Annotated in this window: 14 protein-coding genes; 9 read left to right on the top strand and 5 right to left on the bottom strand. The window is 67.9% G+C overall.

From position 1 onward, the window contains the following. Positions 1-61 precede the first annotated feature (61 nt). The 7 genes from ACI3KT_RS00675 to ACI3KT_RS00645 all read left to right on the top strand — a co-directional run bounded on the left by ACI3KT_RS00675 (position 62) and on the right by ACI3KT_RS00645 (position 7,486). Positions 62-1,195: a Gfo/Idh/MocA family oxidoreductase gene (locus ACI3KT_RS00675; protein ID WP_307299045.1), complete on the top strand. Its 1,134-nt coding sequence runs from the start codon at positions 62-64 to the stop codon at positions 1,193-1,195. Beyond that, the gene (locus ACI3KT_RS00670) at positions 1,192-1,920 is read left to right on the top strand and encodes a cupin domain-containing protein (RefSeq protein WP_404901832.1); all 729 of its coding nucleotides are present in this window, start codon (positions 1,192-1,194) and stop codon (positions 1,918-1,920) included. Before ACI3KT_RS00675 ends, ACI3KT_RS00670 begins: the two co-directional genes overlap by 4 nt. Further along, the gene (locus ACI3KT_RS00665; protein ID WP_404901831.1) at positions 1,917-2,978 is read left to right on the top strand and encodes a Gfo/Idh/MocA family protein; all 1,062 of its coding nucleotides are present in this window, start codon (positions 1,917-1,919) and stop codon (positions 2,976-2,978) included. Before ACI3KT_RS00670 ends, ACI3KT_RS00665 begins: the two co-directional genes overlap by 4 nt. 56 nt (positions 2,979-3,034) lie before the next feature. Next, entirely contained in the window at positions 3,035-4,063 is a 1,029-nt protein-coding gene (locus ACI3KT_RS00660; RefSeq protein ID WP_404901830.1) for an ABC transporter permease, read from the top strand. Then, positions 4,057-4,989, top strand: coding sequence for a carbohydrate ABC transporter permease (locus ACI3KT_RS00655; protein ID WP_292907678.1), 933 nt, complete (start codon positions 4,057-4,059; stop codon positions 4,987-4,989). The genes ACI3KT_RS00660 and ACI3KT_RS00655 overlap by 7 nt, the downstream gene beginning before the upstream one ends. A 48-nt stretch (positions 4,990-5,037) precedes the next feature. Further along, complete coding sequence (locus ACI3KT_RS00650; protein WP_404901828.1) at positions 5,038-6,696, top strand: extracellular solute-binding protein; 1,659 nt, start codon at positions 5,038-5,040, stop codon at positions 6,694-6,696. Positions 6,697-6,775: 79 nt separating this feature from the next. After that, positions 6,776-7,486, top strand: a complete 711-nt coding sequence (locus tag ACI3KT_RS00645) for a DUF624 domain-containing protein (RefSeq protein WP_404901826.1) — start codon at positions 6,776-6,778, stop codon at positions 7,484-7,486. A 21-nt stretch (positions 7,487-7,507) separates the two neighbouring features. On the opposite strand, the gene ACI3KT_RS00640 is transcribed toward ACI3KT_RS00645, so the two are convergent. From ACI3KT_RS00640 to ACI3KT_RS00620, 5 genes are all read right to left on the bottom strand, one after another. Beyond that, entirely contained in the window at positions 7,508-8,413 is a 906-nt protein-coding gene (locus tag ACI3KT_RS00640; RefSeq protein WP_292907684.1) for a site-specific DNA-methyltransferase, read from the bottom strand. A gap of 30 nt (positions 8,414-8,443) precedes the next feature. Then, positions 8,444-9,493: a biotin/lipoate A/B protein ligase family protein gene (locus ACI3KT_RS00635; RefSeq protein ID WP_292907685.1), complete on the bottom strand. Its 1,050-nt coding sequence runs from the start codon at positions 9,491-9,493 to the stop codon at positions 8,444-8,446. Between the two features lie 26 nt (positions 9,494-9,519). Then, positions 9,520-10,257: a DUF1684 domain-containing protein gene (locus ACI3KT_RS00630; protein WP_404901824.1), complete on the bottom strand. Its 738-nt coding sequence runs from the start codon at positions 10,255-10,257 to the stop codon at positions 9,520-9,522. Between the two features lie 106 nt (positions 10,258-10,363). Next, positions 10,364-11,218 carry an alpha/beta fold hydrolase gene (locus tag ACI3KT_RS00625; protein ID WP_307299062.1) on the bottom strand — a complete coding sequence of 285 codons (855 nt, stop codon included), beginning with the start codon at positions 11,216-11,218 and terminating at the stop codon, positions 10,364-10,366. Positions 11,219-11,245: 27 nt separating this feature from the next. After that, entirely contained in the window at positions 11,246-11,983 is a 738-nt protein-coding gene (locus ACI3KT_RS00620; protein ID WP_404901822.1) for a copper homeostasis protein CutC, read from the bottom strand. Between the two features lie 73 nt (positions 11,984-12,056). Here ACI3KT_RS00620 and ACI3KT_RS00615 point away from each other — a divergent pair, with 73 nt between their 5' ends. Continuing rightward, a complete protein-coding gene (locus ACI3KT_RS00615; RefSeq protein WP_404901819.1) occupies positions 12,057-12,497 on the top strand; it encodes a MarR family winged helix-turn-helix transcriptional regulator in 441 nt (146 codons plus the stop codon). Beyond that, a complete protein-coding gene (locus tag ACI3KT_RS00610) occupies positions 12,494-13,819 on the top strand; it encodes an MFS transporter (protein WP_404901817.1) in 1,326 nt (441 codons plus the stop codon). The genes ACI3KT_RS00615 and ACI3KT_RS00610 overlap by 4 nt, the downstream gene beginning before the upstream one ends. Positions 13,820-13,823 lie beyond the last annotated feature (4 nt).

The following is a 13,823-nucleotide window of genomic DNA, read 5'->3' as shown; positions in this document are numbered from 1 at the left end:
CCATACTAGGTCAATACGTACTACTACTACGTATTGAAAGCACCAGCTCAACGAGGACGCAATGCTCAGAATCGGAATCATCGGCACCGGGTCGATCGCCAACGCCCACATCGGCGGCTATCTCGCCTTCGGAGAGGAGTGCGAGGTCGTGGCGCTGGCAGACGTCATGCCAGGGAAGGCCGCGCAGAAGGCCGAGGAGTCGGGGCTCTCCGGAGCGGTCGGCTACGACGATCCGCTGCAGATGATCGCCGAAGCCCGTCTCGATCTCGTGAGCATCGCCACGCCCCCCTCGACCCACGCAGCTCTCTCGATCGCCGCTCTCGACGCCGGCATCCACGTGCTCGTAGAGAAGCCCATGGCGCCCTCGCTCGAAGAGTGCGACGCCGTGCTCGCCGCGCAGCGGCGCTCGGGCGCGCTGCTCTCGGTCGTCGCGCAGAACCGTTTCCGCGACGATCTCGCCACGCTCAAGGCCGTCGTCGACTCCGACCTGCTCGGGGGCATCTCGCACGTGCGCGTCGACTCCGCCTGGTGGCGCGGCCTGCCTTACTACGACCTGTGGTGGCGCGGAACGTGGGAGAAGGAGGGCGGCGGCTGCACCCTGAATCACGCCATCCATCACATCGACCTGCTCCTGTGGCTGCTCGGCCGCCCGAGCGAGATCGCAGCGATGCTCGCGAACGCGCAGCACGACAACAGCGAGGTCGAAGATCTCTCGGTCGCCGTGCTCCGGTATGAGCGCGGTCTGGCGCAGCTCACGAGCTCGGTCGTGCATCACGGCCAGGAGCAGGAGATCGTGATCCAGGGCGAGCACGCTCGCGTCTCGCAGCCGTGGAAGGTGGTCGCAGAGCGATCGGATGCCGCAGGCTTCCCCGCCCAAGGCGGGGACCCCGATCGCGTCGCCGCGATCGAGGAGATCGCCGCGGCCAGGGAGCCGCTCGCGCACACCGGTCACACGGGGCAGATCGGCGACGTGCTCGCGGCGATCCGCGAGGGCCGGCCGCCGATCGCCGACGGACACGACGGCCGCAACGCGATCGAGGTCGTGACGGCCATCTACAAGGCGGGCATCGAGCACCAGCTGGTGTCGCTGCCGCTTTCTCCTGACGATCCCTATTACCGCGCCGGGCATCTCGTCGCTCATGCCCCGCGGCTCAACCAGGAGCAGCTCTCGCTCGCCGAGGCCGTGGCGCCATGAGCGTCTCCTCGTTCCCCGGCGGCACCTCGCTGTCGCACCTCGACGTTTATCGCGACGCCGCCCCCGACGGCGTGTGCGGCGGCAGCCCCCACATGCACCTCGTCTCGACCGAGGCGTACGTCGTCGTGTCCGGCACCGGGGCGCTCCAGACCATCGACGGCGACGGGTACCAGGAGACCCCGCTCTCGGCCGGAGCCGTGGTGTGGTTCACGCCCGGCACAATCCACCGCGCCGTGAACCACGACGAGCTCAAGGTCGTCGTGCTGATGAGCAACGCAGGTCTGCCGGAAGCGGGAGACGCCGTCATGACGTTCCCCGCAGCCGTCGTGGCGGATGCCGAGGCCTACGCTCGGGCGGCGGCTCTCGGCGACGCCGAGGGACGCGCGGAGCGCGCGAGGCGACGTCGCGACCTCGCCGTGTCGGGTTTCGAGGTTCTGCGCGACGCGATGCTGGCGGGCGATCAGGCGCCCCTCGAGGCGTTCAGGGCTGCGGCGGGGGTGCTCGTGCGCGACCGTGCGTCCGAGTGGGGCGAGCTCATCCGCGAGCGCCCTCTCGCACAGGCCGAGCAGTCCCTCGCCCTCGCCCGTGCCGTGGCCAAGGGCGACGTGAGCCATCTCGGCGAAGCCAGAGTGCAGCAGGCCGTGCCGTCTGCCGGCGAACGCGGATTCGGAATGTGCGGACGACTCCGCACGTACGACATGACCGATCAGGAGACCCAGAAGTGAACCACCCCTACACCTTCGATCCGCTGCCCGAGCCTGCGGCGGCACCAGGCGAGTTCAGCTTCGCCGCGGTGGGTCTCGACCACGGCCACATCTACGGCATGGCCGACGGTCTGATCGGCGCTGGGGCGACCGCGAAGTGGGTGTTCGATGCGGATGCCGACAAGGCCGCCTCGTTCGCGAAGCGCTATCCGACCGCCCGCGTCGCCTCCTCGGAGCAGCAGATCCTCGACGACCCGGAGGTGCGGCTCGTAGCCACCGCCGCGATCCCCTCCGAGCGGGCCGCCGTGGCACTGCGAGCGATAGAGGCCGGCAAGGACGCGTTCGTCGACAAGGCTCCTCTGACGAGTTTCGAGCAGCTCGCGGCCGCGCGCGAGGCGACGGCCCGCACCGGACGCAAGTACGCCGTGTACTACGGCGAGCGCCTCCACACCGAGTCGTCGATCCTCGCGGGTCAGTTGATCGAGCGCGGCGCGATCGGCCGAGTGCTGCAGGTCGTCTCGTTCGGCCCGCACCGCATCGGCGGCGGTCGCCCGGGCTGGTTCTACGACCCTGCGCAGTACGGCGGCATCCTGTGCGACATCGGCAGCCACAACTTCGACCAGATCCTGTTCTACACGGGGGCCACGGACGGCCGCATCGTCAGCTCGACGGTCGCGAACTACGCGCACCCCGACACTCCGGGTCTGCAGGACTTCGGCGATGCGCACGTCGTGCTCGACAACGGAGCCTCCGGGTACGTGAGAGTGGACTGGTTCACCCCTGAGGGGCTGGGTGTGTTCGGCGACGGACGCACGATCATCCTCGGCACCGACGGGTACATCGAGCTGCGCAAGTACATCGACATCGGCACCGAGAACGGCGGCGGGCAGGTGCTGCTCGTGAACCAGGAGGGACAGTACCGGTTCGACGCGAATGGGATGACCGGCTTCCCCTACTTCGGGCAGCTGATCCGCGACTGCCTCGACGGCACCGAGAACGCGATGACCCAGGCGCACGCCTTCAAGGCGGCGGAGCTGAGCCTGCAGGCCCAGACGTCAGCCGAGGTGCTCGCACCCTGACCCCCGGCGGCGCGCACGCGCCGTCCATTCTCAGAACCACGAGGAGGTGGACCTGAATGCCCGAGATCGTCGAAGCGCCGCTGTCGCTCACCGGCTCCGCGCAGCCCGACAGCGAGACGCGGGTGATCACGACCGCGCGGCCCCGTCGTCGCGCATTCCGGCGCGACCGGACGCCGCGGGCCCGGCAGTCCTGGCGTCGCGCGCTGACCAAGGACTGGCGGATCTACACGTTCCTGATCGTGCCGATCCTGTTCCTGCTGATCTTCCGCTACGTCCCGATGCTCGGGAACATCATCGCGTTCCGCAGGTTCCGGCCCGGCGGGTCGATCTTCGGCGACGAGTGGGTGGGGTTCTACTACTTCCAGGCGTTCATCTCGAACCAGCAGTTCTGGACGGTGTTCTGGAACACCGTGATGCTCGGCGGCCTCACCCTGCTGATCTGCTTCCCGCTTCCGATCGTGCTCGCGCTCATGCTGAACGAGCTGCGCTCGCGCCGGTTCAAGCGTCTCGTCCAGACGATCTCGTACCTGCCGCACTTCATGTCGATCGTGATCGTCGCCGGCCTCGTGCTGCAGCTGACCTCGCTCAACGGCACGGTCAACCAGATGGTCGAGGCGTTCGGCGCGGACCCCGTGCCGTTCATGCAGCGGCCGGAATGGTTCCGGTCGATCTACGTGTCTTCAGAAGCCTGGCAGACGGTCGGGTGGGGCACGATCCTCTACCTGGCCGCGCTCACCACGATCGACGACCAGCTGTACGAGGCAGCACGCATCGACGGCGCGAACCGCTGGCAGCAGACCTGGCACATCACGCTTCCCGGCATCCGCCCGACCATGATGGTGCTCCTGATCCTGAACATCGGATCGTTCATGTCGGTCGGCTTCGAGAAGGTCCTGCTGCTGCAGAATCCGCTGATCTATTCCACGGCCGACGTCATCTCCACCTATCTCTACCGCGTCGGCATCCAATCCGCGCAGTTCTCCTACGGAACCGCGATCGGACTGTTCGAGGCCCTGATCGGCCTGGTGCTCGTGCTCTTCGCGAACCTCATCTCCCGTCGACTGGTTGGAACCTCGCTATGGTGACCGAAGCTCTGCCTTCCAAGCCCGACATCGCCCATGTGCGCCGGGAGACCGGCGTCATCCGAGAGTCGCTCGGCTATCGCACCTTCCGCGTCGTCAACGCGATCGTGCTCGTGCTGATCTGCATCGTCACCCTCTACCCGTTCGTGAACCTGGTGGCCAAGGCGTTCTCGTCTGAGGGCTACATCGCCGCCGGCGAGGTGAACCTGATCCCGCGCGGCTTCAACATCGACACGTTCCGTGCGGTGATGGGCGACGGACTGTTCTGGACGAACTACGGCAACACGTTCCTGTACACCGTGGTCGGCACGATCATCGCGATGGTCATCACCACCACCTACGCCTACGCGCTCAGCAAGCCGCACCTCAAGGGCCGCACGTTCTTCATCGGCATCGCGGTCTTCACGATGTTCTTCGGCGGAGGACTCATCCCGAACTACATCCTGATCGCGAACACCCTGGGCTGGCGAAACAGCATCTGGGCGGTGGTCGTCCCCGGCGCGCTGAGCGTGTTCAACCTGCTCGTGATGAAGTCGTTCTTCGAGAGCTTCCCGACCGAGCTCGAAGAGGCCGCCGCGATCGACGGACTCTCAACCTACGGCATCTTCTTCCGCATCGTTCTTCCCCTGTCGAAGGCCGTGCTCGCGACCATGACCCTGTTCTATGCGGTCAGCCAGTGGAACTCGTGGTTCAACGCCTTCCTCTTCATGGACGACAAGTCGCTCTTCCCCGTGACGATCTACCTGCGCAACCTGATCGCCGCGGCCACCGGCACCTCCGAGATCACGGGCGGCGGCGAGGCGGTGCAGATCGCCTCCAACATCCAGGCCGTCACGATGCTGCTCACCGTGCTCCCGATCATCTGCTTCTACCCCTTCATCCAGCGCTACTTCGTCTCGGGCGTCATGCTCGGGTCGGTCAAGGGCTGACTTCCCCATCCGCGTCGAACGACGACGTTCACACAAAGGAGACACACCATGACCATCACTCGCCGACGCCTGGCGGGCGTCGCAGGCATCGTGACCTTCGCCGTCGCGCTGACGGCGTGCACCTCGGCACCCGTCGACGAGACGGCGGAGGACGGCGGCGTCACGATCGGCGCCGAGCAGTCCGTCGGCGCCATGGACGACTTCGAGGCCGGAACGACCTTCAAGGCCACCGAGCCCGTCGAGTTCTCACTCATGTACCGCGACCACCCCGGGTACCCGGTGAAGGACGACTGGTCCGTCTTCCAGCACCTCGACGCCGACCACAACGTGACGTTCTCGCGCACCGACATCCCGATGTCGGACTTCGATCAGAAGAAGTCGCTGCTGATCGGCAGCGGCGACGCATCTGACATCATCTCGGTGTCGTATTCGGGAACAGAGACCAAGTTCGTCTCGGGCGGCGCGATCCTCCCCGTGTCGGACTACCTCGACTACATGCCGAACTTCCAGGAGAAGGTCTCCGAGTGGGATCTCCAGGACGAGCTCGACAACCGCCGCCAGGCCGACGGCAAGATCTACCTGCTGCCCGGGCTCCGTGAGACGCCGAACGTCGAGTACAGCATCGCGATCCGCGAGGACCTGTGGGAGAAGGCGGGGATCACCGAGGATCCCGAGACCTGGGAGGAGTTCGCCGAGCAGCTCGTGAAGGTGCAGGAGGCGAACCCCGAGCTCAGCTACGCGATGTCGGATCGATGGACCGACGCGACCCCGCTCGGTTCGCTGCTCAACGTGATGGCGCCCAACTACGGCACGGCAGCCGGGTGGCAGTACAACAACACCTGGTACGACGAGGATTCGGACGAGTACGTCTTCACCGGCACGACGGACGAGTACCGTGAACTGATCTCCGATGTCGCGGACCTCGTGGCCGACGGCGTCCTGGACCCGGAGATCACGCAGAGCGACGACCAGGCCACGCAGAAGTTCATCTCCGGCCAGTCGGCCGCGATCGGCAGCAACACCCAGACGCTCTCCGAGTACCGGACGAAGTTCGCGGATGCCGGTCAGCCCGACGTTCCGATCCGCCTGATCTCGATCCCCGGGGGCCCTGCGGGCTCCAACCTCCCGAGCGGCCGCTTCACCTCCGGTTTGATGATCAGCAGCGAGGCGGCGGACAAGCCGTACTTCAAGGCGCTGCTGCAGTTCATCGACTGGCTGTACTACTCCGACGAGGGGATCGAGTTCGCCCAGTGGGGCGTCGAAGGAGAGACCTTCACGAAGGACGCCGATGGCACCCGAACCCTCATGGACGACATCGGCTGGAGCGCCGTGAACGCGGGTGCGCCGAAGAAGCTGAACGCCGACTACGGCTACAGCAACGGCGTGTTCCTGCCCGCGAACGGATCGTCGAAAGAGCTCCTGCTCTCGCTCATGACCGACGAGGTCGCCGCGTGGACCGAGAAGCAGCTGGAGTCGAAGAAGCAGCTGCCGGTACCGCCTGCACCGCTGCTCGACGAGATCGAACTCGAGCAGACCTCGCTGCTGCAGACGCAGCTCACGGATGCCGTGCACGCTGCGACGGCCGCCTTCATCACGGGTCAGCGCTCGATCGACTCCGACTGGGACGCCTACGTCGCCGAGATCGAGGGGCTCGGGTCCACCCAGCTCATCGACACCTTCAACACCGCGCTCGCGCGCACGAAGTAGCCGGGGCTTCGCAGATGTCAGGTTCGCGGTCGGGATCATGACATCTGCGAGGTCTCGCCCGCAGCGACAGGAGAGACGCATGAGCGAGAAGAAGAACGAGGCCGTCGACGAGATCGGACGCGGTCCGCTCTCGCGCGGCTCAGTGGTGATCTATCGGATGCTGGTGCTGGAGGCGCAGCTGCTTCTCGCGACGCTCCCCACGAGCCTCGCCGTCCTGCTCCTCGGTCGCGACCCGTCGAATCTGCCGCTGTTCGTCTTGGCGCTGGTGCCGGTCGCCCCCGCCCTCGTCGCGGGTGTCGCCGCGACCCGCGCGGCAGCCGCCGACCCCGACCTGGCACCGGGGCGGCACTTCTTCCGCGCCTACCGGCGTGACCTCGTGGCCACGCTGCGGTGGGCGCTCCCGGCGGCGTTGATCCTCGCCGTGCTGACCGTCAACCTCACCCATCTCGGCGCCGTGGATGGCGGGGCGGCCCTCCGCCCGGCCATCCTCCTTCTCGCAGTGATCGCCCTGATCTGGTGCGGACACATGACCGTGCTCACCGCCACGTTCCGTTTCCGCACTCGCGACGCCGCACGGATCGCGCTCGCGCAGATCCTGCCGCGCTTCGGTTTCTCGCTCGGCGTCCTGTCGCTCGTGGTGATCAGCGCCTTCCTGACCATCGCGTTCTCCGAACTCGTCGTGCTGATGCTCCTGTGGGCCGCAGTCGTCCTCCTCGCGCTCATGGCCCGCCCCGTCATCGCTGACGTCGCGACGCGGTTCACGCGCGACACCTCCGCCGCCGAGTCCTGATCGCCCCGCTGCGGGACCGGGTCAGTTGTCGACCCGCGTGACCTCTGCGTGCGGCATCCGCGCCTTCATGACGCGCACCGCCTCGGGGTTGTCGTCGACGAGCACGGCGTCGCGCCCGAGCGCCGACGCGACGGCGCCCGCGGTGCCAGAGCCCGCGAACAGGTCGAGGACGCGATCGCCGGGGCGGCTCGATGCCGCGACTATCCGGCGCAGGATCCCCTCGGGCTTCTGCGTCGGGTAGCCCGTCTTCTCCCGCCCTGTGGTCGGGACGATCGTGTGCCACCAGACGTCGGTGGGCAGCTTGCCACGTGCCGCCTTCTCGGGCGTGACGAGTCCCGGGGCCATGTACGGCTCCCGATCGACGTCGTCGGAGTTGAACACGTACGTCCGCGGGTTCTTGACGTACACGAGAATCGTGTCGTGCTTGGTCGGCCAGCGGCGGCGCGACTTCGCTCCGTAGTCGTACGCCCAGATCAGCTCGTTCAGGAACGAGTCGCGGCCGAACACCGCGTCGAGCATGACCTTGGCGTAATGCGCCTCGCGATAGTCGAGGTGCAGGTACAGCGTGCCGTCGTCGGCGAGCAGCCGCCAGGCCTCCTCGAGACGGGGCATCAGGAAGTCGCCGTAGTCGTCGAAGCGGTCGTCGTAGGTGCGAAGCATTCCGCGCACGCGTTCGTACCGGTGGCCGTGGAAACCGTGACGGACCTCCCCCTGAGCAGGGTCCGCAGCCGGCTCGATGTCGGCATCCGCCTCATCGTCCGCGGCCATCCGCCGTGCGGTGACGACCTGTCGTTCGCGCGCGCGGCCCGTGTTGAAGGGCGGGTCGAGGTAGATCAGCGTGAACGACTCGGCGGGCAGGGCTGCCGCGACCGAGAGGTTGTCGCCCTCGATGATCGTGACCGCGCCGCGCTCGGCGTCCCCGCTCACGAAGCTCTGCGCTCAGGGGACGCTGTGCAGTTAGGGAACACGGTGCAGCCACGCGTCTGTGGCGAACTTCGACTCGACGAGGGCTTCCGCATCGGCGTACTCCTCGGCCGAGATCGTGCCGTCTTCAGCCGAGGTCAGCGAGCGGAACGTGTCGATGAACCGGTCGATGATCTCCGCACGGGAGAGTCCGGTCTGACTGCGGAGCGGGTCGACCCTCTTCGCTGCGGAAGCGGTGCCCTTGTCGCTGAGCTTCTCCCGTCCGATCCGCAGCACCTCGGTCATCGTCTGGCCGTCGATGTCGTACGACAGCGTCGCGTGGTGCAGCACGCCGCCGTTCGCGAGACGCTTCTGCGCGGCGCCGCCGATCTTGCCGCTCGACGACGCGATGTCGTTGAGCGGCTGATACACGGCGTCGATGCCGAGCGAGCGCAGCGCCTGCAGCACCCAGTCGTCGAGGAACGCGTAGGAATCGGCGAAGGTCATCCCTGCCACGAGAGATGCCGGAACGTACAGCGAGTAGGTGATGATCTGCCCGGCGGCCATCAGCATCGCTCCTCCGCCAGAGATGCGTCGCACGACGTCGAAGCCGTGGCTGGCCGCGCCCTCGGGGTCGACCTCGTTGCGGTAGGACTGGAAAGAGCCGATCACGACGGCCGACTGGTCCCATTCCCAGATGCGCAGGGTCGGGCGGCGGCGGCCCTCTCCGACGCGCGAGGTGAGCACCTCGTCGAGCGCGAGGTTCATGCGAGGCGAGACCGCCTTCTCGTGCACGATCTCCCAGTCGAAGTCCCGCCAGCCGGGAGCCGTGACCAAGGCTCGGCGGACCGCGGTGCCGACGGCCTCCGGAGTGAACCCCAGCAGCTGCGCGCCCTCGGGCAGAGCCGAACGGACCGCGGCTGCGATGGCTGTCGCATCCGTCTCCTCGGGGAGCCCGTTCACCGCCGCGTTGATGTCGTCGAGGGCCGTGTCGGGCTCGAGGAAGAAGTCGCCGGCGAGGCGGAAGTCAGCGAGCTTGCCGTCGACCACCTCGAGGTCTACGACGACGAGCTTTCCACCAGGGACCTTGAATTCACCGTGCACGGTTCCAGCTTAAGGCGCGGCCGAGGTCAGCGGCCGAGGATCACCGCCCGCTCCCCCGCCCTGATCGAGGACGTGTAGGTGTTCTCGTCGAGCGGGAGGGGGCAGAGGAACTGGTCCGAGAAGGCGCACGGGGGCAGATAGGCGCGGTTGAAGTCGATCCACGCGCTGCCGTCGTCCGCCGGCTCCTCGACGACGAGGAACCGGAACCGGTAGGTCTCGATGCCGTTGGTCCCGTCGGCGAAGACCGCAGTGAGGTCGCCATGCGCGTTGCGTGTCACGGTGAGAGTCCGCGGGATGCCGTCGAGTTCGAACCTCAGGCGCCCGGCGACCGCGGATTCATGCTGCTGCCCGTCGACGGCCGTGACCGTGATGTGCTCGCCGGGTGTCGACTCGAACACGGCGGGGAGACGCCAGCCCTTCCTCGGCGGATACGCGTCGATCGCGCTGAACCTCTCGCGCTGAGGGCGCCGCGGATTGAACACCCGCAGAGCCACCGCGCCGTTCCGATCGAACACCCGCAACTCGCGGCGCCCGAATCTGATCGTCTCGCCGCCGCGGAGCGTCACGATCGATCCCGCGGTGCCGAGCTCGCTGCCGCGGATTCCGCCGTCGCCCGTGAGCGCCCAGAGCCCGGGCACCCCCTCGACGGCCGCCGGCTCCGTGATGAGCCAGTTCGTCGACTCCAGCGCGGCGGGGCCGTACTCCGCTCCCGCGTAGCTCTCGCGCACCCGGTGCCACTCGCGCCACTCGTCCTCGAAGCTCATCAGCACCTTCCTCTCGCCGCGAATCTATGGCGAGAGGAAGCGCTGCGGTGCGGGTGCCGTCATGGAGGATCACCCGGCGTAATGCCGGGACTCTGGACGAAATGTTTCAGCGTCGGGGAATGCGCGCGTCGAGCCATGCGAGCAGATCGGCGCGCACCTCCGCCTGCTGCAGCTCCTGGAAGATCTCGTGACGTGCATCGGGGTAGACGAGGGTCGTGACATCGGTGAGGCCCGACCGCGTGCGGTACTCGTCGGCGAGCTTGTGCACGCTGCGGGGTCCACCGACCGGGTCGTCCCTGCCGACCATGAGCAGCATCGGGATGTCGCGCCCCAGGTCTTTGCGAGGCCGTCCGTACAGCCGGGCGGCCTCGATCGGTCCGAACAGCTTCAGCAGCGGCACATCGGTCGTCAGCGGATCCTCGTCGAACTCCTTCCACACGGCGGGGTCGCGGCTGAGCCACTCGAGACCCGTGGCGTCCTGACCCTTCCACCGCGCGTTGAGCGGTGCGGCGTTCAGCGAGGTCGGCGTGCGCAGAGCGGAGCCGGAGAGCACCACGGCGTCCCAGGCCTCCGGGTGGTCGTTCACGAGCATCTGCGCGAGGAACGACCCCCACGAGTGTCCGAGCAGCACGAGCGGAAGGTCGGGCTGCTCAGCGCGGATGATGCCGGTGAGCTGCCAGATGGCCTCTTCGGTCGCGCGGATGCCTCCCTTGCCGAGACGACCCAGCTTGGCCGGATCGTTGTGCTGACGAATGCCCGTGCGCCCGTGACCGCGATGATCGTCGGCGTACACGGTGAAACCGCCATCGGTGAGGGCGGCGATCACCGCACCGTAGCGGCCCGCGTGCTCGCCGACTCCGTGCAGCAGCTGCACGACCCCTCGCGCCTCACCCGCTGCCGGGTGCACGTCGTAGACGATGGCGATGCCGTGGGAATCCGTGAACTCTCTGGTCTCCGTCACCCACCCACCATACTCACGGCTCGGGTGTCACGCAGAGAGCGTCGCGACGAGGGCCTGGGCGGTCTCGAGATCGGTGACCTCGTAGCCGCCGACTCCGTCCGCCGCCGACCCCATCCGCACACCGCCGACTTCGCGGACCATGCGCTTGGCCGAGAAGTGCAGGGCGTCGACCCCGGTGTCGGCGAGGAGCCGAGCGGATGCCGCGTCCACTCCGCTGCCGGCCATGATCTCGATCTCGCCGGCTGCCGCCGAGACCATCCGACGGATCATGTCGATTCCGTCGATCGCGGCCGATGCGCCGCCCGATGTGAGGACCCGCCGCAGCCCGAGAGCGCGCGCGACCTCGAGGGCGCCCAGCGGATCGACGGAGACGTCGATCGCCCGGTGCAGGGTGACGGATGCTGCGCCTGCGGCGTCGCGCAGACGCTCCATCGCGTCGGTGTCGAGGGCACCCGCCGCATCCAGGGCGCCGATGACGACGCCGTGCGCTCCGGCGTCGACCGCTCGGCGCACGTCGAGCTCGGACACCGCGATCTCGTCGGCGTCGTAGTGGAATCCGCCGGCACGCGGACGCACCAGCACGTGCACCTCGACGCCCGTCTCCCGTGCGGCGGAGAGACACCACTCGAGCGTCGCGGGCGAGGGCGTGAGGCCTCCGAGCGCCAGGGCTTGAGCGAGCTCGACCCTCGCTGCTCCCACGGCGCCGGCGACGCGCACGCCGGCCTGGTCCTGCACGGCGATCTCCACGGCGACGTTCTGGGGCATCCCACCATTGTCGCGCGTGTGCCCGGCATCCGCTCTTCCCCGCGGGGGAATTGATACTTAGACTGTCTAAGTAATGTCTGCACCTGATGGCCTCCTCCCCCTCACCGCCGCAGACCTGCGCATGGCCACCTTCCGGCTTGCCCGGCGCCTGCGATGCGTCCGCGTCGCCGACGCGATGAGCGATGCGCAGCTCGCGGTCCTGATGACCCTGCGCCTGCAAGGCCGCCGCACCATCACCGCCCTCGCCGAGCGCGAGCGGGTCACGGCGCCGTCGATGACGAGCCTCATCAATGGCCTCGAGGAGCAGGGGCTCGTCACCCGCACCCCCGACGACGAGGACCGCCGGCGCGTGCAGGTCGACGTCACGGATGCCGGCATCGACATCGTCGAGCGGACCATGACGCGACGCGACGAGCTGCTCGTCGACGCGATGCGCGAACTGGAGCTCAGCGCCGACGAGGTGCGGACACTGCGCGACGCCGCCGCCCTGATGCGGAAGCTGGCCGAGCGATGAGCGCGATGTTCCGGTCGTTCGCGAACGTCAACTACCGCATCTGGTTCGCAGGGGCCCTGGTGTCGAACATCGGCGGATGGATGCAGTCGACCGCCCAGGACTGGGTCGTCCTCACAGAGCTGACGAACAACGACGCCGCGGCGATGGGCGCCACGATGGCTCTGCAGTTCGGCCCTCCGCTGGTCCTGGTGAGCCTCACCGGCTGGGCCGCCGACCGGTTCGACCGCCGTCGCATCCTGCTCGTCACACAGAGCCTGCTTCTGCTCCTCGCGGTGGCCGTCGGCGTGCTGCTGCTCATCGACGTGATGACGCTGCCGATGATGTTCTGCTTCGCCGCGGGCTTCGGCGTCGTGAACGCTTTCGACGCCCCGGCCCGCCAAGCCTTCGTCTCCGACGTGGTGTCGACCGGCGACACCTCGAACGCGGTCGCCCTGAACTCCGCGTCCTTCAACATGGCCCGCATGATCGGCCCCGCCGTCGGCGGCCTCCTGATCGTCGCGATCGGGTCGGGCTGGGTGTTCATCGCCAACGCGGCCACCTTCCTGGCGATGCTCGTCGCGCTGCTCGTCATGCGGCGCAGTCAGCTGGCACCGCGCCTGAAGAACCGCAGTCGCGGCGGACTGGCCGCCGGATTCCGTTACGTCTGGGCGCGCAGCGACCTGCGGGTGGTGTTCGTGACGGTGTTCCTCATCGGCGCGTTCGGCATGAACTTCCCGATCTTCGCCTCGACCATGGCTCTCGAGTTCGGCGCCGGCGCCGACGGCTACGGGGTGCTCAGCTCGATCCTCGCGATCGGCTCGCTCACCGGAGCACTGCTCGCCGCTCGCCGTGACCGAGCGCGCGTGCGGGTGGTGGTGCTCGCAGCCGGCGGGTTCGGGGTGTTCGCGTTCGTCTCGGCATCCATGCCCACCTACCCGGCCTATGCCGTGACCCTGATGTTCACTGGCTTCACGATCGTCACTCTGCTCACGACCGCGAACGGCTATGTGCAGACGACCACCGACCCCGCGCTGCGCGGACGCGTGCTCGCGCTGTACATGGCCGTGATCATGGGGTCGACGCCCGTCGGCGCCCCCATCGCCGGATGGGTGGCGGATGCCTTCGGCCCCCGCACCGCGATCATGCTCGGCGGCGCGGCCGGACTCGTCGCCTGCGCGATCGGGGTCATGTGGATGCTCACCAGCGGTCGCCTGCACCGCGACGAGAACCGGCGCTTTTTGATGACGATCGACGAGACGCGACCGATCGACGTCATCGACCCGGTCGAGTTCAGCGACGAGGCCGCGGCCACCACACCGATCCGCACCGCGAAGAAGGACTGAGCCG

It is taken from the genome of Microbacterium sp. ZW T6_19, from assembly GCF_044987465.1.
In the GTDB taxonomy this organism is placed as follows: domain Bacteria; phylum Actinomycetota; class Actinomycetes; order Actinomycetales; family Microbacteriaceae; genus Microbacterium; species Microbacterium natoriense_A.
This window is presented reverse-complemented; position numbering and strand designations above follow the sequence as displayed.